The organism is Microlunatus parietis (genome assembly GCF_013407955.1).
Classification (GTDB): domain Bacteria; phylum Actinomycetota; class Actinomycetes; order Propionibacteriales; family Propionibacteriaceae; genus Microlunatus; species Microlunatus parietis.
Window position 1 is genome coordinate 6,595,891 of the sequence record NZ_JACCBU010000001.1, and the last position, 19,321, is coordinate 6,615,211.

19 protein-coding genes are annotated in these 19,321 nt (G+C 69.8%); 14 read left to right on the forward strand and 5 right to left on the reverse strand.

The genetic code is table 11. The features are described from left to right. Nucleotides 1-132: 132 nt before the first annotated feature. From BKA15_RS31720 to BKA15_RS31745, 6 genes are all read left to right on the forward strand, one after another. Nucleotides 133-645, forward strand: coding sequence for a hypothetical protein (locus tag BKA15_RS31720; protein ID WP_179757648.1), 513 nt, complete (start codon nucleotides 133-135; stop codon nucleotides 643-645). Then, complete coding sequence (locus BKA15_RS36070; RefSeq protein ID WP_179757649.1) at nucleotides 642-1,724, forward strand: peptidoglycan-binding protein; 1,083 nt, start codon at nucleotides 642-644, stop codon at nucleotides 1,722-1,724. Before BKA15_RS31720 ends, BKA15_RS36070 begins: the two co-directional genes overlap by 4 nt. Beyond that, the gene (locus BKA15_RS31730; protein ID WP_246322467.1) at nucleotides 1,721-2,488 is read left to right on the forward strand and encodes an ABC transporter ATP-binding protein; all 768 of its coding nucleotides are present in this window, start codon (nucleotides 1,721-1,723) and stop codon (nucleotides 2,486-2,488) included. Before BKA15_RS36070 ends, BKA15_RS31730 begins: the two co-directional genes overlap by 4 nt. After that, on the forward strand, nucleotides 2,485-3,687 hold the full coding sequence (locus tag BKA15_RS31735; protein ID WP_312879585.1) for an ABC transporter permease: 1,203 nt from the start codon (nucleotides 2,485-2,487) through the stop codon (nucleotides 3,685-3,687). Before BKA15_RS31730 ends, BKA15_RS31735 begins: the two co-directional genes overlap by 4 nt. Before the next feature lie 133 nt (nucleotides 3,688-3,820). Continuing rightward, nucleotides 3,821-5,059: an integrase core domain-containing protein gene (locus BKA15_RS31740; RefSeq protein WP_179753937.1), complete on the forward strand. Its 1,239-nt coding sequence runs from the start codon at nucleotides 3,821-3,823 to the stop codon at nucleotides 5,057-5,059. Next, nucleotides 5,056-5,304, forward strand: a complete 249-nt coding sequence (locus BKA15_RS31745; protein ID WP_179753172.1) for a hypothetical protein — start codon at nucleotides 5,056-5,058, stop codon at nucleotides 5,302-5,304. Before BKA15_RS31740 ends, BKA15_RS31745 begins: the two co-directional genes overlap by 4 nt. Before the next feature lie 245 nt (nucleotides 5,305-5,549). Here the strand turns inward: BKA15_RS31745 and BKA15_RS31750 are convergent, their stop codons facing one another. Then, nucleotides 5,550-6,035, reverse strand: a complete 486-nt coding sequence (locus tag BKA15_RS31750; protein WP_179757650.1) for a phosphotransferase family protein — start codon at nucleotides 6,033-6,035, stop codon at nucleotides 5,550-5,552. A gap of 384 nt (nucleotides 6,036-6,419) precedes the next feature. Here BKA15_RS31750 and BKA15_RS31755 point away from each other — a divergent pair, with 384 nt between their 5' ends. Continuing rightward, nucleotides 6,420-7,283, forward strand: coding sequence for a DUF559 domain-containing protein (locus BKA15_RS31755; RefSeq protein ID WP_179757651.1), 864 nt, complete (start codon nucleotides 6,420-6,422; stop codon nucleotides 7,281-7,283). 11 nt (nucleotides 7,284-7,294) lie between these two features. On the opposite strand, the gene BKA15_RS31760 is transcribed toward BKA15_RS31755, so the two are convergent. Beyond that, on the reverse strand, nucleotides 7,295-8,194 hold the full coding sequence (locus BKA15_RS31760; protein ID WP_179757652.1) for a DUF2510 domain-containing protein: 900 nt from the start codon (nucleotides 8,192-8,194) through the stop codon (nucleotides 7,295-7,297). A 242-nt stretch (nucleotides 8,195-8,436) separates the two neighbouring features. On the opposite strand from BKA15_RS31760, the gene BKA15_RS31765 reads away from it, so the two are divergent. Together BKA15_RS31765 and BKA15_RS31770 are read left to right on the forward strand one after the other, a co-directional pair. Then, nucleotides 8,437-8,913 (forward strand): hypothetical protein, encoded by a 477-nt coding sequence (locus BKA15_RS31765; protein ID WP_179757653.1) that lies wholly within the window; start codon nucleotides 8,437-8,439, stop codon nucleotides 8,911-8,913. A gap of 200 nt (nucleotides 8,914-9,113) precedes the next feature. Then, a complete protein-coding gene (locus BKA15_RS31770) occupies nucleotides 9,114-9,674 on the forward strand; it encodes a hypothetical protein (RefSeq protein WP_179757654.1) in 561 nt (186 codons plus the stop codon). A 69-nt stretch (nucleotides 9,675-9,743) separates the two neighbouring features. Here the strand turns inward: BKA15_RS31770 and BKA15_RS31775 are convergent, their stop codons facing one another. From BKA15_RS31775 to BKA15_RS31785, 3 genes are read right to left on the reverse strand one after another with little or no spacing between them, the layout of a single operon-like run. Then, on the reverse strand, nucleotides 9,744-10,568 hold the full coding sequence (locus BKA15_RS31775) for a carbohydrate ABC transporter permease (protein ID WP_179757655.1): 825 nt from the start codon (nucleotides 10,566-10,568) through the stop codon (nucleotides 9,744-9,746). Then, a complete protein-coding gene (locus BKA15_RS31780; RefSeq protein WP_179757656.1) occupies nucleotides 10,565-11,497 on the reverse strand; it encodes a carbohydrate ABC transporter permease in 933 nt (310 codons plus the stop codon). Before BKA15_RS31780 ends, BKA15_RS31775 begins: the two co-directional genes overlap by 4 nt. A gap of 7 nt (nucleotides 11,498-11,504) precedes the next feature. After that, on the reverse strand, nucleotides 11,505-12,785 hold the full coding sequence (locus BKA15_RS31785) for an ABC transporter substrate-binding protein (RefSeq protein ID WP_179757657.1): 1,281 nt from the start codon (nucleotides 12,783-12,785) through the stop codon (nucleotides 11,505-11,507). 67 nt (nucleotides 12,786-12,852) lie between these two features. On the opposite strand from BKA15_RS31785, the gene BKA15_RS31790 reads away from it, so the two are divergent. The 5 genes from BKA15_RS31790 to BKA15_RS31810 all read left to right on the forward strand — a co-directional run bounded on the left by BKA15_RS31790 (nucleotide 12,853) and on the right by BKA15_RS31810 (nucleotide 19,321). Further along, nucleotides 12,853-14,103 carry an APC family permease gene (locus tag BKA15_RS31790; protein ID WP_312879587.1) on the forward strand — a complete coding sequence of 417 codons (1,251 nt, stop codon included), beginning with the start codon at nucleotides 12,853-12,855 and terminating at the stop codon, nucleotides 14,101-14,103. Further along, entirely contained in the window at nucleotides 14,103-15,011 is a 909-nt protein-coding gene (locus BKA15_RS31795; protein ID WP_179757658.1) for an NADP-dependent oxidoreductase, read from the forward strand. Before BKA15_RS31790 ends, BKA15_RS31795 begins: the two co-directional genes overlap by 1 nt. A gap of 42 nt (nucleotides 15,012-15,053) precedes the next feature. Next, entirely contained in the window at nucleotides 15,054-16,358 is a 1,305-nt protein-coding gene (locus BKA15_RS31800; protein ID WP_218871661.1) for an MFS transporter, read from the forward strand. A 297-nt stretch (nucleotides 16,359-16,655) separates the two neighbouring features. After that, on the forward strand, nucleotides 16,656-17,459 hold the full coding sequence (gene sdhC, locus BKA15_RS31805; RefSeq protein ID WP_179757659.1) for a succinate dehydrogenase subunit SdhC: 804 nt from the start codon (nucleotides 16,656-16,658) through the stop codon (nucleotides 17,457-17,459). Then, nucleotides 17,459-19,321: a fumarate reductase/succinate dehydrogenase flavoprotein subunit gene (locus BKA15_RS31810; protein ID WP_179757660.1), complete on the forward strand. Its 1,863-nt coding sequence runs from the start codon at nucleotides 17,459-17,461 to the stop codon at nucleotides 19,319-19,321. Before sdhC ends, BKA15_RS31810 begins: the two co-directional genes overlap by 1 nt.

Below are 19,321 nucleotides of genomic sequence, written 5' to 3' on the forward strand. Positions count from 1 at the left end.
CCCTGGAGCACCCCCGCGATCCTCCGTGAACCTATGTTTCCTTCCTGTTAGCCGGCCATGAATCGGGTAACGGCCGGGAAACGTGGGCAGGGCTTCACTGGGGGGAATCCGTTCGAGTGAAGGAGAAAGACGATGCTGAAGCGCGGAGCCGGCCCGTTCGCCGGCCTGCTGTTGATCTTGGTGGTGCTGACCGGTTGTGCCGGTACGGACGGCGGGGGCGTGGCCAGTGCCGGCGGCGGGGAGGCCGGGCCGTCGGCGTCCGGCGGCCCGAGCCAGGACCCGAAGCAGGCGACGATGGCGTACGTCGAGTGCCTGCGCGAGCACGGCATGGAGGTCGACGACCCCGGCCCCGACGGCCGGCTCAAGCTGAGGGTGCAGGGCGACCAGGCCAAGTCGAGGGAGGCGATGGAGGCCTGCCGCGACCTGGCGCCGCAGATGGACAAGAACGACCCGAAGTACCAGCAGCGGATGGGCGCCGCGCAGGAGCACGCCACGTGCATGCGGGAGAACGGCGTGGAGAAGTTCCCGGATCCCGACCCGAACCAGCCCGGCATCCAGATCAACAAGGAGCTCGCCGGCGATCCCGACTTCGAGGCCGCGCAGGAGGCCTGCAAGGACCTGCTCGGCGGGGCGGTGGGCAAGTGACGCGGCGCCGGCGAGGCGGCCGGGTGGCCGCCGTGATCTTCCTCGTCGCGGCCGCTGCCGGCGGCGGATCGGCGGTCTGGTTCGGCGCGCAGGGATGGGGCAAGGCGGCGAACCAGAGCCCGCCCGTCCTGCCGCCCGCGACCGCCGAGGTGACCCGGCAGACGCTGACCGCCACCTCGGAGTACGACGGCGAACTCGGCTACGGCGTCGCCACCACCACCACGAACCGGCTGACCGGAACGATCACCGGCCTGCCCGACGTCGGCGACGTGATCAAGCGGGGTCAGTCGCTGTACTCCGTCGACGGCGACCCGGTGATCTTGCTGTACGGGGAGCTGCCGGCCTACCGCACGCTCAAGGAGGGCGACGAGGGCCCCGACGTCGAGCAGTTGGAGCGCAACCTGGAGGAACTCGGCTACGACGGCTTCACCGTCGACGACGAGTTCACCTGGCGCACCGCGGCGGCGGTCGAGGAGTGGCAGGACGACCTCGGGCTGGCGGAGACCGGGACGGTCGAGCTGGGTCGGGTGGCCTTCCTGCCCGAGTCGCGGCGGATCGACGGGCTGGAGGTCGAGCTCGGTGCCGCCGCGACGCCGGGGCAGCCGGTGCTCAGCCATACCTCGACCGCGAAGGCGGTCACCGTCCAACTCGAGCCGTCCGACCTGGCCGACGTGAAGACCGGGGCGGAGGTCGAGGTGGAACTGCCGGACGGGAAACGAGTGCCGGCCAAGATCACCGAGCTGTCCACCGAGGTGCAGGCCGGGTCCGGCCAGCAGGAGGAGGCGTCGACCGTGGTGATCGCGGTCGCCGAACTCAGCGGCGACAAGGCGATCGAGGCCGCGGCCGGCTACGACCAGGCGGCGGTCGACCTGATCGTCACCACCGGCGAACGCAAGGACGTGCTGACCGTCCCGGTGACCGCACTGCTCGCGCTGGCCGAGGGCGGGTACGGGCTCGAGGTCGTCGCCGGCGGCACCACCTCCTACGTCAAGGTCGACACCGGCCTGTTCGCCGACGGCCGGGTCGAGGTGTCCGGCGCGGGCATCGACGAAGGCACCGTCGTCGGGATACCCGAATGATCGCCCCGGCCGGGCCCGGGCCCGGCATGATCACCGTGGACCGGGCCAGCAAGAGCTACCCGGACGGAGTCGTCGCCCTGGACAGCGCCTCGCTGCGGGTCGAGCCCGGCGAACTCGTCGCGGTCGTCGGCCCGTCGGGGTCCGGCAAGTCGACGCTGCTGCACCTGATCGGCACCCTGGACCGGCCGTCCTCCGGCGCGGTGATCATCGACGGGCACCAGGTCGCCGACCTGTCCGACCGTCAGCTGTCGGCCCTGCGGGCGTACCGGATCGGGTTCGTGTTCCAGCAGTTCCACCTGGCGGCCGGCGTACCGGCGCTGGACAACGTCGCCGACGGGCTGCTCTACACCAGCACCTCCCGCCGGCAGCGGCGGCGCCGGGCCGCCGCGGCCCTGGACCGAGTCGGCCTGTCCGCCCGGATCGATCACCGGCCGCACGAGCTGTCCGGCGGCGAACGGCAACGGGTCGCGATCGCCCGCGCCGTGGTGGGGGAGCCGGCCCTGCTGCTGGCCGACGAACCGACCGGTGCGCTGGACTCGGTGTCGTCGGCGACCGTGCTGCGGCTGCTGCGCGACCTGAACGACGACGGCACCACGGTCGTGATCATCACCCATGATCGAGAACTCGCCGACTCGCTGCCGCGCCAGATCCGGATGTTCGACGGCCGGGTAGTCGAAGATCGCCGCGCCGCCGTCGATGATCATGATCACGGTGCTGATGATCATGGGCGCGGAGTTGATGATCTTGGTGAGGTGGCATCGTGAGTCGGGCCTTACGACCGGGCCGGATGCCGGTCTCCGACGTGATCAGGGTCGGTGCGGTCGGCTTGCGTACCCGACCGCTGCGAGCGGTGCTCTCCTCGCTCGGGATCGCGATCGGCATCGCCGCGATGGTCGCGGTGATCGGGATCTCCGCGTCGTCCCGGGCCGAGCTGGACCGGACCCTCGACGCGCTCGGCACCAACCTGCTCACCGCCGACGCCGGGTCGACGTTCACCGGCGGCGCGGCCACGCTGCCGCTCACGGCCGAGTCCATGATCGGCCGGATCGGGCCGGTCGAGGCGACCTCGGCGACCGGGCTGGTGCCCGACGCCAAGGTGTACCGCAACGACCGGATCCCGGTGGAGCAGTCCGGCGGCATCGCGACGTACGCGGCCCGGAACGATCTGCTCGCCACCACCGGCACCGCCCTGAAAGCGGGCTCCTGGCTGAACTCCGCGACCGGCCACTACCCGGTCGCCGTGCTCGGCGCCTACACGGCCGAACGGCTCGGGATCACCTCGCCCGGTCCGGACGTCACGGTGATCATCGGCGGCGTACGGTTCGTCGTCGTCGGCATCCTGGAGCCGTCGGTGCTCGCCCCGGAACTGGACAGCGCCGCGCTGACCGGCTGGCCGGTCGCCGAGTCCCTGCTCGGCTTCGACGGGCACCCGACCCGCGTCTACACCCGGTCCGCCGAGGCCCAGGTCGAACAGGTCGCGGCGGTCCTCGGCGCGACGGCCAACCCGGAGGCGCCGAACGAGGTCGACGTCTCCCGCCCGTCCGACGCGCTGGCGGCGCAGCAGGCGGCGGACCGCGCCTTCACCGGGCTGCTCGTCGGGCTCGGCGCGGTGGCGCTGCTGGTCGGCGGCGTCGGAATCGCCAACACGATGGTGATCTCCGTCCTGGAACGGCGAGCCGAGATCGGCCTGCGCCGCTCCCTCGGCGCGACCCACGGCCAGGTCCGGACCCAGTTCCTGGTCGAGTCGCTGCTGCTGTCCGGCCTCGGCGGCCTGGCCGGAGCCGCGATCGGGGCAGCGGCGACGGTCGGCTACGCGACGTACCAGGGCTGGACCGCGGTCGTCCCGCTCTGGGCCGTCGCCGGCGGTCTCGCCGCCACCCTGCTGGTCGGCTGCATCGCCGGCCTCTATCCCGCCGTCCGAGCCTCCCGCCTCTCCCCGACGGAGGCCCTCGCCGCCCCCTAGCCCGATCGGGGCCGCCGAACGGACGCCTTGACCTCGATTCCGGCCCGATCTGCCGGTGTCCTGACTTGTGTTCGACCGGACAGTTATGTCTCGGGTTCGTCCGGACAGTTCGGACGAACGCATGCTGGCGTTCATGGCAGACAGGGTGGTCTCGGTGGACATTCGTGTTCAGATCGCGTTCTGGCCCGAGGACGCGCCGCGGGGCGCGGTCTCTCGGTTCTGTGAGCGGCACAAGCTGTCGCGGTCCTGGTTCTACGAACTCCGGGCTCGTGCTCGAGCGGAGGATCCGGCGGCGGCGGTCCAGCCACGTTCGCGGTCGTGGCCGCAGGGGCATCCGCTCGCGGTCGGGCTGGAGATCGAGGAGTTGGCGGTCCGGCTCCGGAAGGAGCTGAGGGATCAGGGCTGTGACTACGGACCGGTCTCGGTCCGGTTCCGGATGGACCGGCTGGGTGTGACGCCGCCGGCCGCGTCGACGCTGGCCCGGATCTTCTCCCGTCGCGGGATGGTGGTCCCGCAACCGCAGAAACGACCGCGGTCGGCGGTGCGACGGTTCGTGTTCGCGCTGGTGCATGAGTGCTGGCAGCTCGACGCGTTCGACTGGGTGCTGGCCGCTGACCGTGCGTGTGTGATCTTCCAGCTCGTGGATGATCATTCCCGGTTCATGATCGCCTCGCTCGCGGCGTGGGGTGAAACGGTGGAGGCGGCGATCCTGGTGGTCGACAGGGGTATCGCTGCGTTCCAGGTGCCGTGTCTGCTGCTCACCGATAACGGCAGCGCGTTGAATCAGACCCGGATCGGCCGGCGGAGCCGTCTGGTTGATCATCTGACCGGACTGGGGTGTCGTCCGATCACCGGCCGGCCGGGGCATCCGCAGACCCAGGGCAAGGACGAACGGGTTCATCAGACCGTGCAACGCTGGCTGAGAGCCCGGCCGAGGGCGACCTCGTTGGCCGAGTTGCAAGCACAGCTGGATCAGTTCGACCGCTACTACAACCACGACCGTGGCCATCAAGCCCTCGGCCTGCGCACACCGGCCGAGGTCATGGCCGCTGGGCCGGTCGCGGTCCCGCCGGTCCCGGCCCCACCGGCACCGGCACCGGCACGGCCGGCACGGTCGAAACAGCCCAGAGTCGCCGCGAACGGCAGCGTGCGGGTCGACGGTGTCCGGATCCAGCTCGGCCGTGAACATGCCAAGACCACCGTCACCACGATCAGCACCGGTCAGACCGTGACGATCTTCGATGGCCGAGGCCGCCACCTCCGGACCCAGGTCCTCGAACCCGGCAAGACCTACTACAGCAACGGACGGCCCCGCGGCGGCCGGCTGCCCCTGCTGATCCACCAACAACGACAACGCAAGGAACAACCATGATCAACAACGATCGTGAACCAGACGCCGCTGAACCAGACGAGACCAAGATCGACCTCCGCGACATCCACGGTCCAGGCTTCACCCAAGATCAATACCGGGCAGCCCTGGAAGCCGGCTACGAAACCGGCTGGTGGGACGACACCGGCCGGCCCGCACCCTGGCCCGACGACTTCCTCGACGAATCCAGCGGCTGGCAACCAGAACACGGCAGCCGCGACGCCACCGAGCGGTCCCAACCCTTCTAGCGGCTTCGGCCCAAACCCGCCACGCTGAAGCTGACCGCGAATCGGCAGGCGCCCGGAGACGAGGTCAAGGCTTGGCCGAAGGCCAACCCGAAGGGCCCCGGCCTTGACCACGACGAGGACGACGCCACCCTCCTCGCAGCTCCCGCGCGGCCCCGACCCTTGACCAACCACACCACCATCTGTCCACACTGACCTCGGACATACTGTCCGGACGAACCCGAGACATGACAGGCCCGATCTGCCGGTCAACCCGTCCGTTCGGCGGGGTCGGACACCGAGTTCCGCGAGGGCTTGGCGGAGGAATGGTGTGATGCGTGGCCGAAGAGGGCAGCGACATCGGCACGGCAGTAGGCCACGTCGAACCAACGCGAGCCGAGCCTCGCCCCGTTCCAGTCGATCACTCCGGTGAGGGCACCGTCACGCCACAGCAGGTTCCCCGGGTGATAGTCGCCGTGCATCAGGGTGCGGCCTGCGGTCGGATCTGGGCGATGCTGCCGGACGGCATCCATGGCACGCTGCACGAGAGACGAGTTCGACGGCCATTGGATTCGGGTGAGCTCGCGGTTGCCCCAGTTGTCCTGCGGAAGCAGGGGCCGCCGGCGCCTGCGGTATCCGTGGCGTGAACTGAAGCCAAGGCATGGGCGATCTGCAGCCAGCGATCCAGATTGGGCGGTCGAACGTCGCCTTGACCGCTCAGCCGAGTCATCACGAGAGCCGGCGAACCGAATCAACGCCCTTCCGCATCCAGCCCGTGGAGTCGCTCCACCTTCGTGACCTCGGCCTGGCTCGCGACCTCAGCCAGCATGTCGTTCAACCCAGTCGTCGAGATCGGCACCATCGGAAGGCTACGGCCTCGGCACCTTGCCGAACGGACGATTTGACCTCGATTTCGGCCGGTTTGCGGGTCAACCAGTCCGCTCGATGGTGTTGAGCGGTGGGTCGGGGGCGCGCGCGATCGGAAGGTGGTGCTGGCGAGATCGCCTCGGAGAAGTACGGATCGTCCACAGTCCGGAGGTAGGCGCGAACATTGCGTCGCGGAGTTGTCCACAGATTGACGGACGGGGGTGGCGCGGTCGGGCCGGGCGGGTGAGGCTGTCCGGATGGGGGAGGTGAGGTTGACCACGGCGCGTCGGGAGCGGGAACGAGGGCGGCGGAATCGGGTGCGATCGCTGCGCCGGCTGGTCCGCGGCGTGTACCTGGAGAAGGACGACGAGCCGACGCTGCTCGAGCGGTGCGCGGCGGCCGTGCTCGCCGCGCCACCGGACACGGTCGTGGTCGGGGTGACGGCGCTGTGGCTGCACGGAGTCGAGGTCGCCGATCCGCTTCCGGTACGACTGGCGACCGCCACCGATCTGCGCCGCCGGACGCCGGGACTCCGGCTGGTCCGACGGCACCTGCTGCCGCTCGCCCGGAATCGCGTCGCACTCCCTGTTCCGGCCTGGGTCGAGGCCTGCACCGAACTTTCGATCGTCGATGCGGTCGCGGTCGCCGATCGGTTGATCAAGCTGGGCCGGGCGACCAGGAAGGAGTTGGTCGAGGCGGCTGCGGCGGCGACCGGTCGCGGCTGCCGTACCGCCCGCCGGGCTGCAGAGCTGGCCCGGCCGAACGTGGCGTCGGTGCGCGAGTCCGAGCTGCGGCTGATGTTGATCATGGCCGGGCTGCCGGAGCCGCGGTGCAACGTCGCGGTCGGCGACGAGCAGCGACGGATCGCCGAAGTTGATCTCTACTACGACGAGTTCCGCGTCGTGGTGGAGTACGAGGGCGAGCAGCATCGGACCGACGGCTGGCAGTGGAGCGCCGACATCGAACGGTACGAGGCGCTCGCCGCAGCTGGCTACGCCGTGATCCGGGTGACCGCGGCGCGACTGCGACAGGCCCGGGCTCTGGTCACGACGATTCATGATCACTTGACCGAACGTGGCTACCGAGGTCGGCCGCCGCGCTTCGGGACCGAGTGGCGATCCCTCTTCGAAGCCTGACCCAACGATGATCAACCGACGCGGAGCCCGGCGAGGGTCTCCTCGGCCAGCTGGTTGCGCGGACCGTCGCCGATCGGGACGATGCTGACGAAGCCGCTGAGCCGGTCGGTACGGCCGTCGTCGATGATCACGATCGTGACGACGTCCCCGTCGACGCTGATGCTGGGATTGTCGACCCGGATCTCGGCCGAGATGATCCAGCCCTTCCGGCCGTCGAGTTCGTACGCCTCGTTGCGGACATCGGTACGGCTCTCGAAGTCGGAGAACCAGCTCGGGTTGATCACGCACTGCATCGAGCTCTCCGCCGCGTCGGCCGGCGACTCGAACCCCGGCAGGACGGCGACCTCGCCGACCGCGAACCAGGATTCCCAGCCCGGTTCGGTGATCTGGGACTGGGAGGCGACGTCGTAGAACCAGCTCAGCCCGTGCTTCGGCCGCGGCGGCCCGTACCCGGACCCGACCATCGGGAAGGACAGCTTCCCGCCGTGCACCCGGCCGTCGCTCGGATGCGCCGCGACCTCTCCCGGGGCCCCACTCGGGCAGGAGACCCGTTCCCGGCGCGACGGCGTCCCCGACGGCGACGGACTCGGCGACGGACTCGGTGAGGGGGTGGGCGAGGCGGTCGGCTTCGAGTCGTCCCAGGCGCTCACCGTCGATTCGGGCTGCGGGTCCGTGATCGGCCGCGCCCCACCGGTGAGGGTACGGGCGATGAGGATGCCGGTGACCGCCAGCACGACGACCAGCACCAGCGCCACCACGACGAGCACGACGCCGCGCCGCGATCCCTGGCGCGGATCACCGGGCGCCGGCCGCGGCCGGGTCGTCGTCCGGTCCGACCAGGCCCGGCCGTCCCAGTAGCGGTATGTGCCCGGCCGGCCACCCGGATCGGGGTACCAGCCAGGTGTCGACATGCGGCAGAGGTTATCCCGCGAGGGTCGCAGGAGGACGGCCCCCTGCCTGCTGGCCCGAGGCGGACGCCGGGTTGCGCGATCCCGGTCCCGACGTCGGTTCCTGGAACTCTCACGGTCCGATACCAACCCTGGACAAACTCGGGAGGTTCTTCGCTAGCGTGCCCAGGGCCGTCCCGCCGGGGCGGCTGTAGCCGACCGGGCCAGACCCGCGCGGGCCGGGCCCACGACTCGAGGGAGTACCTGTGACTGTTCTGAAGCCGTTGGCCAAGGGCGCCGTGGCGGTGATCGCAGGCGCGATCACCGGTCTGGCCGGAGTGTCCACCGCTGCCGCTGCGCCGGTGACGACGGATCTGACCGGCACCGCGACGACGGTCGTCCAGACCGATGTCGTCGCCCAGCTGGCCGCCGGCCTGACCGCCGAACTGGAGGCGGAGTTGGCCGACGAGCTGTCGGCCGAGCTGTCCGCCGACGCGTCGGCCGAGGCCGCCGCCGCGGTGTCCGCCGCCGTCACGGCCGAGATCAAGGCGGTCGTCGAGGCCTACCTGTCCGGTTCGGGCTCGGTGGACGCCGACGTCGTCGCGAGCCTCGAGGCTTCGGTCGAGGCTGCCCTGGCGGCGGCCCTCGGCGCCGACGTCGCGGTGGACCTCTCGGTCGACCTCGGCCTGGGCCTGAACATCGCCGTCACCGGCGACCTGTCCGCCGGCGACCAGGAGAGCTGACCTCCGCACCGTCAGTGGTGATCCCCGGTCCGAGCGACCGGGGCAGCGGCCGCCCGGCCTGCCGGGCGGCCGTTTCTTGTCCGCCGCGTCGTCGCGAGCGGTGGATTGTGAGTTGGGTCACAGAATGCAACCGTACGGCCGCCGCCGGACTACTCCCGGGTGACAGAAGAAAAACCTTCCATCCTGAGGAGGATGACTCGATGCGTATGGTCACGCGGATTGTCGGTGCTGTGATTGCGGGTGCCGGCCTGATGGCCGCCCTGGCCTTGAGCGCCACCGCCGCCCCGAGGTTCGTCACCGGCACGGTCGACGCCAACGGGGGCCTGAACGGCCGGATCGCGCCCAGCACTCACACGGCGAAGAACTATCTCTTCCGGGACGGGTCGAAGATCAGCATCGACTGCCGGACCAAGGGCACCATCGTCGGCGGCAACGCCGAGTGGTACCTGGTCGCCGCCGAGGGCGACGCCAACTGGGTCTCCGCCAGGTACGTCGATCTCACGGGTCCCGCGCCGCGCTGGTGTGGCGACTCGGGCGAGACGATCTCGGTCAAGATCACCAAGGACGTCTGGTCCCGGCAGGGCCCGTCCACCTTGGACAAGAAGCGCCGGCTGCAGCACGCCGGTGGCGGCCAGGAGGTGCTCTGCTACGTGTACACGGCGGCCGGCGGCAGCAAGCGCTGGGTGGTCACGCTGGAGGACGGCTGGGTCCCGGCGAGTGCGGTGAAGACCAGCAAGGAGATTCCCTTCTGCCAGGGATGAGTTGAGCTACCGCCGGTACCTGGGGGAACCGACGGGGCGGGGGGCGATCGAACGGTCCGGCGTCGATGATCAATCGATGCCGGACCGTTCCACTCCCTGGATCAGATAGCGCTGCAGGAACAGGAAAACGAGCAGGACCGGGATGATCGCGACCACGGCGCCCGTGAAGAGCTGCGGATAGTCGACCCGCTGCGAGGTGAGGAACTGGCTCAACGCCAACTGGATGGTCCGGTAGCCGGGATCCTGGCCGATCAGCAGCGGCCACAGGAACGCGTTCCAGGACCCGATGAAGATCAACGTGCCGACCGCCGCGCAGATGCCGTACGAGTTCGGCAGCACGATCCGCCAGAACGTCCGCCAGTAACCGGCCCCGTCCAGGTAGGCGGCCTCCTCGAGCTCGCGCGGGAAGGACAGGAAGTACTGCCGGAACAGGAACGTGGCCAGCGCGGAGAACATGCCCGGGATGATCAGGCCGCGCAGGCTGGAGATCCAGCCCAGGCTGGACACCATGACGAACGTCGGCACGAACGTCACCGCGGCCGGCACCATCAGCGTGGCCAGGGTGATCGTCAACAACACCTTGCTGATCTTGTTGTCGATCGCCAGCCCGTAGCCGGCCAGCGCGGAGATGATCACCGTCGCGACCGTCTGCAGCACCGAGACGACGGCGGAGTTGATCAAGCTGCGGACGATCGGGACGCTGGAGTTGTCCAGCAGCTCGGTCAGGTTGTCCAGGCCGACCGCGTTCGGCAGCCAGTGCCACTCGGCCGCCGTGATCCACTGGCTGGTGGAGAACGCGTTGCGCAGGATCACCCAGAACGGCAGCAGGAACACGGCCGCGAGCAAGATCAGCGCGGCGTAGCGGAGCGCGGTCGGCAGCGGTCGTGGTCTCATCGGCTGCGGTCCCTGCCGACCAGGGACAGGATGCCGAGCTGGGCCAGCCCGAAGATCGCGATCACCACGGTCAGGATCATCGACCCGGCGCTGCCCAGCCCGAGGTCCTGGCTGCCGGAGCCGAACGACACCAGATAGAGGTAGACCAGCGGCGGCTTGGCGAACGGGGGATAGCTGCCGACCGAGATCAGCGTGTTGTAGAACTCGTCGAACGCCTGGAACGCGTTGATCAACAACAGCAGCACGACCGCGATCGAGGTGGCCCGGAGCTGCGGGAACGTGATGTAGCGGAACACCCGCCAGCCCTGGGCGCCGTCGATCGCCGCCGCCTCGTACGTGTCGGTCGGGATCCGCTGCAGGCCGGCGATGAACAAGATCATGTAGAAGCCGACCTGCAGCCACAGCCGGAGCGTGACCAGCACCACCCAGTACAGGTAGTTGCCGCCGCCGAGCCAGTTCACCGGGTCCAGGCCGAGCTCGCGGAGGAAGCTGTTGATCATGCCGAACCGGGCGCCGTTGAAGAAGACCAGCCGCCACACCATCGCCGCGATCACGTACGAGCACGCGGTCGGCAGGAAGAACGCCGACCGGAAGAACGCCTTCGCCACGGTGGCCCGGTTGACCAGCAGCGCGAGACCGAGCGAGATCGCGAACGTCGTCGGCACGATGAACAGCGCGAACACGATGAACGTGCCCAGGCTGGTCTGGAAGGCCCGGTCGTTCAGCAGATACAGGTAGTTGTCGAAGCCGACGAACTTCGTCGGCGTGACCGTGTTGCGGGCGTCGAACACGGACAGCCAGGCGCTCCAGCCGATCGGCACGATGGTGAAGATCAACAGGCCGGCGAAGAACGGCGCGACGAAGATCAACTGCCACAGGTTGCGGTCGTGCAGCCCGCGGATCCGCCGGGACAGTGCCGTGCGCGGCATCGCGGACTCAGCCGTTCAGGCGCTTGATGTCCGCCTTGGCCGTGGCCGCGACCTCGGCGATCTCCGACTTCGGGTCGGCCTTCTTCTGCACCACGTTGGTCACCGCGGCGGTGATCGCCTGCTGGATCGCCGGCGTCCACAGCTTGTCGTTGGCGTGACCGAACTCCGCGACGAACTTCGCCGCCTCCGCGCCGGCGCCGGAGGCCACCTTGTCGGCCTTGGGGACCAGCGCGGTCTTGGCCGGGATGTGGGTGCCGAACGCGTTCGAGAACTCCAGCTGATAGTCCTCCTGGTCGACCCAGAGCCAGCGGACGAACTCGGTCGCGGCCTCGACGTTCTTGCCCTTGGCGTTGACGCAGGCGCCGAACGCGCCGAACGGGACCGCCGGTCGGCCGGCCGCGCCCACCGACGGGAACGGCAGCACGCCGAAGTCGTCGCCGAGCGCGTCGGTGACCTCCGGCAGGATCCACAGGCCGCTCCACTGCATCGCCGTCTCGCCGTTGACGAACGGGGACGCGGTGGACCAGTCGCCGGACGCGCTGGGTACGTACCCGTCGGCCGCGGCCAGCTCGGCGAACTTGGCGAACGCCGCGTGACCCTCGGCGTTGTCGAAGCCGATCGTGGTCTTGTCCGCCGAGATCTGCTCCTGGCCGGCGGCCCAGATGAACATCGAGCTGAGCACGCCGATGCCGCCGTCGGTGCCGGCGTAGAAGCCGCCCATGTCCTTGCTCTGCACCGCCGGCACGGCCTTGATCAGGTCGTCGATCGTCGCCGGCGGCGCGACGCCCGCCTGGTCCAGGACCGACTTGCGGTAGAAGAGCATCTGCATGTCCACCGTCTGCGGGATGGAGTACACCTTGCCCTCCCAGCTGGCCGCGTCCAGCACGGACTGGGTGAACTGGGGCTTGGCGTCGCCGAGCATCGTGGTCAGGTCGAGCGCCTGCCCGGCCTTGATCATGTCCAGGGTCGGGCCGTTGGCGTACTCGAAGACGTCCGGCGCCTTGTCGGTGAGCAGGGCCGAGGAGACCAGCTTCTCGTAGTCGCCCGGGTTCCACTGCACCGTCACGGTGGCCTGGTCGTAGGCGGCGGCGTACCTCTTGACCGCCTCCTCGACGCCGTCCTCGCCGTACTCGTGGTACCACTGGCTCAGCGTCGGCTTGGCGCCACCGGTCGCCGGGGCGGAGCCGCCCGGCTCGGGCCGACCGGTGTTCGAACCGCAGGCGGTCAGTCCGGCGGCCGCGGCGAGACCGCCGCTCAGGGTGAGGAAGGCACGACGTCGAAGGGCCATGACCGGACTTTAGACGAATCGGCGGCGCCCGCGGTGGACGGCTCACCCTTCGGTAGGGTCCTGGTACGTGATCTTGAACGGGGAGTTGCATCGCCGGCTGGGCGTCGGCGACGCCGTCACCGTCGGTCTGGCGGCGATGATCGGCGCCGGAGTCTTCGCGGTGTTCGGGCCGGCCGCCGGTGCCGCCGGGACCGGACTGCCGATCGCGCTCGCCGTCGCGGCGCTGATCGCCTACTGCAACGCCACCTCGTCGGCGAGGCTGGCGGCTCGCTATCCGGACTCCGGCGGAACCTACGTGTACGGGCGGGAACGGCTCGGCCCGTTCTGGGGCTATCTGGCCGGCTGGGGCTTCGTGGTCGGCAAGACCGCGTCCTGTGCGGCGATGGCGCTGACCGCCGGCTGGTACCTGTGGCCGGACCAGGCCCATCTGGTCGCGGTCGCCGCGGTGCTGGTGCTGACCGTGATCAACTGCCTCGGCGTGCAGAAGGCGGCCTGGGCGTCCCGGCTGATCGTCGGCGCGGTGCTGCTGGTGCTGGCCACGGTGGTGATCATCGGGCTGACCTCGCCCGCCGCCGATCCGGCCCGGCTCGCGCTGGGGCCGGACGCCTCGGTGTGGGGCGTGCTGCAGGCGGCCGGGCTGATCTTCTTCGCGTTCGCCGGCTACGCCCGGGTGGCCACCCTCGGCGAGGAGGTACGGCAGCCGGAACGAACCATCCCGATCGCCGTCGGCGTGGCGCTCGGCATCGTCCTGATCTTGTACGCCGTCGTCGGCGCAACCGTGATCGCCGTGCTCGGGCCGGATCTGGCCGGGTCCATCGCACCGCTGAGCGACCTGGTCATCCGCGCCGGGGTGCCGGGCTTCCTGCCGGTGGTCGCGGCCGGCGCCGCACTGGCCGCGCTGGGCAGCCTGCTGGCGATGATCTTGGGCGTCTCCCGGACCGCCCTGGCGATGGCCCGGGACCGGCATCTGCCGCCGCCGCTGGCCGCGATCCACCCTCGCTTCGCGGTGCCGCACCGGACGATCATCCTGGTCGGCCTGGTCGTCGCGCTGCTGGCCGGGCTGGCCGACCTGCGGTCGGTGATCGGCTTCTCCTCGTTCGCGGTCCTGGTCTACTACGCGATCGCGAACGCCTCCGCGCTCACCCTGTCCCGCGCCGAGGGGCGGCCGCCGCGGGCGGTGCCGATCATCGGGTTGATCGGCTGCCTGGTGGTGGCGGCCGCGCTGCCGCCGGCCTCGGCGCTCACCGGCGCGGCGGTGCTGCTGGTCGGCGCGATCGGCTACGTTCTCCGTACCAGGCTAGGAGGAAGGAGCGGCTGATGCTTGCCGTCCGACTGCATCGATTCGGCGGACCCGAGGTGCTGGCGGTCGAAGAAGCCGAGCCGCCGGTTCCCGGGCCCGGGGAGATCGTGATCTTGGTCGGCGCCGCCTCGATCAATCCGTTCGACCGGAAGGTCCGGACCGGGATGTTCGCCGCCGGGTCGGAGCCGGTCGAGCCGGTGATCATCGGCGTCGACGCCGCAGGGGTGATCGCGGCCGTCGGGCCGGACGTGACGGGCTGGTCGGCGGGCGACCCGGTGTTCGGGATTGGCCGCTCGACGTACGCGGAACAAGCGGTGCTGCACGCCTGGGCCCGGAAGCCGGACGGCATCGACGACGCCACCGCGGCGGCCGCGGCAACCACGGGCGAGGCGGCGCTCCGGTCCTTCGACCTGCTCGGTCTCGACCCGGACGCGCGGCTGCTGATCGACGGCGGCGCCGGCGGCGTCGGCACGGTGGCGATCCAGCTGGCCCGGCGCCGCGGCTACCGCGTGGTCGCCACCGGCAGTGCCGCCAACCAGGACTACCTGCGCTCGCTCGGCGCCGAACCCGTGGAGTACGGCGCGGGGCTGGCCGACCGGGTCCGCGCGCTCTGGCCGGACGGCCCGGACGCCGTCTTCGACGTCGCCGGGAAGACGATCATGGACGTCCTGATCGGGCTGGCCGGCGAGCCGCGGCGGGTGGTCAGCATCGCCAACTTCGGCGCCGCGGACACCGGCGTCCAGGTCACCGGTGGCGGTGGCGACCCGGTCGCCGCGCTGGCCGAGGTGGCCGACGCGCTCGCCGCCGGCGACCTGCGGATCCCGGTCCGGACCTATCCGTTCGCCGACGTCGTCACCGCGCACCGGGACAGCGAGGCCGGCGGGCTCCGCGGCAAGCTCGCCCTGGTCCTGGAACACCGGGCCTAGGGCCCGGGAATAGAGCGGACGGTCGCGGAGGTTGGCCCGGAGGTGACCACGCAGCTGCACGGCTCCCGGGTGACGAACGACCGGAAGGCCCGCAAGGTCCTCTGGGCCTCCCTGGTCGGGACTTCGCTGGAGTCGTTCGACTTCTACGTCTTCAGCTACCTGTCCGCGTTCTTCATCGGGCCGCTGTTCTTCGAACCGCTCGGCGTCTTCGGCGGCACCTTGAGCGCCTTCCTGGCCAACGCGCTCGGCTTCGTCGCCCGGCCGCTCGGCGCGATCGTGTTCGGCCACCTGGGCGACCGGTTCGGCCGCCGCGCCGCGTTGATCATCACGATCACGATCATGGGCGTGGCGACCGGAGCGATCGGCCTGCTGCCCGACTACGCCACCGCCGGCTGGCTCGGTGCCGTGCTGCTGGTCGGGCTGCGCCTGGTCCAGGGGCTCTCGCTGGGCGGCGAGTGGGGTGGCGCGGTGCTGCTGTCCACCGAGAGCGCGCGGCCCGGCCGCCGGGCGCTCTACGCGGCCGTACCGCAGCTGGGGTCGCCGGTCGGCTCGATCGTGAGCGCCGCGCTCTATCTCGCCCTGCCGGTGCTGCTGTCCGAGGCCGATCTGCTGGCCTGGGGCTGGCGGGTGCCGTTCCTGGCCGCGTTCCCGTTGCTGCTGGTCTCGCTCTGGCTGCGCTACTCGATCGACGAGACGCCGATCTTCCGCGAGGTCGTGGCCGAGGACCGCAGGGCCCGGCTCCCTTTGCTGCAAGCGTTCCGGCAGCGTCCGCTGGCGATGCTGCTGGCCACCGGCGCGGCCTTGCTCGGCATCGGGTCGTACTCGCTGATGAACACGTACACCCTGAACTACGGCGTGACCACGCTGAACTTCGACTACAGCCAACTGCTGCTGGCGACGACGATCGGCGGGCTGCTGCAGTTGATCACCATCCCGCTGTTCGGGTTCTGGGCCGAGCGGATCGGGTCGGCCCGGGTCGTGCTGATCGGCGCGATCGGCACGCTGGTCGTCGCGTTCCCGATCTACGCGCTGCTGCAGTCGGCGAGCTTCGGCATCCTGGTCGCGATGATGATCATCGGCGGCATCCTGCCGACCCTCAGTTGGGCCGCGCTCGGCGGGCTGATGACCGAGCTGTTCGCCGGCCGGTTCCGCTACGCCGCGATCTCCTTCGCGTACGCCGTCGCCGCGATCATCTCCGGCTTCGTCCCCGCCGTCACCCTGCTGCTCGGCCAGGCCAGCGACTACGCCTGGTGGCACCCGGCCGTCGTCCTCGCCGCGATGAGCGTGATCACCGCCGTCAGCGCCGCCCTCGCGATCCGCCGCACCGAACCCATCGACGTCCTCTGAATTCCCACCCGTCACTCGAGTCGTGCAGTTTTTCACGTCCCGTGAAAAGTTGGCGCTCTACCAGGGAAGCTTCTGTGGTAAAGCGACAGTTTTTCACGTTACGTGAAAAACTTGTGGCCAGAGTGACGACGGTGTACGGGACGTCCTCGGTGACCCGATAGTCCAACGGGTGGAGAACATCGCACGGACAAGCGCGGCCGGGTAACAATCCACTTCGGCGGCGGGTCCCTTGCCACCACCGCGCGCCGTGCTGGCAGACTGCACCCTGCAGATCGGATCGGATCAGCGGAGGTGGCAATGGCGTCAACCGAAACGCCGACAGGGGTCAACGGACCCACCCGGGCCCAGATCGACGCGCGGACCTTGCGGCGGGATCGGTGGTGGCTCAGTCCGCTGACGACCTTCGTCGTCTTCACGGCGTTCGTGATCTACGCGACCTGGCGGGCGTTCAGCGGGGCCCACTATTACGCCTCGCCGTACCTCTCGCCGTTGTACTCGCCCTGCCTGACCAACCTCTGCGTCGAGGGTGCCTCCGACTTCGGGCAGCCGTTCTCCTGGTGGCAGCTGTCGCCGGCGCTGTTGATCTTGATCTTCCCGCTCGGCTTCCGGATGACCTGCTACTACTACCGCAAGGCCTACTACCGGGCGTTCTGGTTGTCGCCGCCGGCCTGCTCGGTCGCCGAGCCGCACAAGAAGTACACCGGCGAGACCCGGCTGCCGCTGATCTTGCAGAACATCCACCGCTGGTTCTGGTACGCGGCGATGGTGATCGCCTGCGTGCTCACGTTCGACCTGGTGCTGTCGTTCCGCAACGCCGAGCACGAGTGGGGCCACATGGGCCTCGGCTCCGTCGTGTTGTTGATCAACGTCGTGCTGATCTGGCTCTACACCCTGTCCTGTCACTCCTGCCGGCACATCCTCGGCGGCCGGCTCCGGCACTTCTCCAAGCACCCGGTCCGCTACAAGCTGTGGACCTGGGTGTCGAAGCTCAACGCGCGGCACTCGCTGCTGGCCTGGGCTTCGCTGTTCTCGGTCGCGCTGGCCGATCTCTACATCTACCTGCTGTCCACCGGCGTGATCACCGATGTGAGGTTCTTCTGATGAGTGATCGTCATCCCATGACCGGCAACGAGATGTCCGGCAGCGAGCCCGGCGGCCTGGAACGGCACGCGTACGACGTGGTCGTGATCGGCGCCGGCGGGGCCGGGCTGCGGGCAGCGATCGCCGCCCACGACGCCGGAGCGCGTACGGCGATCGTCTGCAAATCCCTGCTGGGCAAGGCTCATACGGTGATGGCCGAGGGCGGCATCGCCGCCGCGATGGGCAACCGGTGGCCGGAGGACAACTGGGAGGTGCACTTCCGCGACACCATGCGTGGCGGGAAGATGCTGAACAACTGGCGGATGGCCCAGTTGCACGCCCAGGAGGCGCCCGAGCGGGTGATGGAACTGGAGGACTGGGGTGCGCTGTTCGACCGCACCGAGGACGGGCTGATCAGCCAGCGCGACTTCGGCGGTCACCGCTACGCCCGGCTCGCCCACGTCGGCGACCGGACCGGGCTGGAGATGATCAGGACCCTGCAGCAGCGGGCCGTGCAGCTCGGCATCGACGTGTTCATGGAATGCACGATCACCGACCTGCTCACCGGCGCCGATCAAGGTTCCAAGAAGATCAGCGGCGCGTTCGGCTACTGGCGGGAGACCGGCCGGTTCGTCGTCTTCGAGGCACCGTCGGTGATCTTGGCGACCGGCGGGATCGGCAAGGCGTTCAAGGTCACCTCAAACTCCTGGGAGTACACCGGCGACGGGCACGCCCTCGCCCTGCGCGCCGGCGCCGCCTTGATCAACATGGAGTTCGTCCAGTTCCACCCGACCGGCATGGTGTGGCCGCCGTCGGTGAAGGGGCTGCTGGTCACCGAGTCGGTCCGCGGCGACGGCGGGATCCTCAAGAACTCCGAGGGCAAGCGGTTCATGTTCGACTACATCCCGGAGTTCTTCAAGGCCGAGACCGCGGACAACGAGGCCGAGGCCGACCGCTGGTACGAGGACAAGGCGAACAACCGGCGGCCGCCGGAACTTCTGCCGCGGGACGAGGTGGCTCGGGCGATCAACTCCGAGATCAAGGCGGGCCGGGGATCGCCCCACGGCGGGATCTTCCTCGACATCGCGTCCCGCCGCTCGCCCGAGTTCATCCGGCGCCGGCTGCCCTCGATGTATCACCAGTTCAAGGAACTGGCCGACGTCGACATCACCGCCGAGCCGATGGAGATCGGGCCAACCTGTCACTACGTGATGGGCGGCGTCGAGGTGGATGCCGACACGGAGCTGACCGGTGTCACCGGGCTGTACGCGGTCGGGGAGTGCTCCGGCGGCATGCACGGCTCGAACCGGCTGGGCGGCAACTCGCTGTCCGACCTGCTGGTGTTCGGGCGGCGGGCCGGTGAGTCGGCGGCGGCGTACGCGGCGGAGGTCGGCGACAACCGGCCGCCGGTCGACGACGCGGAAGTGAAGGCGGCCCAGTCAGCGGCGCTGGCCCCGTTCGAGACCGAGGGCGGCGAGAACCCGTACACGATTCATCAAGAGCTGCAGCAGACGATGAACGACCTGGTCGGGATCATCCGGACCGCCGACGAGCTGAGCAAGGCGGCCGAGGCGGTCGAGGGATTCAAGGAACGGGTACGCAACCTGTCCGTCGAGGGGCACCGGCAGTACAACCCGGGCTGGCACCTGGCGATCGACCTGCGCAACATGCTGCTGGTGTCGGAGTGCATCGCCAAGGCGGCACTGGAGCGCACCGAGTCGCGCGGCGGGCACACCCGGGACGACTTCCCGATGACCGACGACGGCTGGGGCACCAAGAACATCGCGCTCACCCTCAACGAACGCGGCGACGGGGTCGAGCTGACCCAGCAGCCGCTGCCGGTCATGCCGGACGAGCTCAAGACCTTCTTCGAGAGCAAGTGA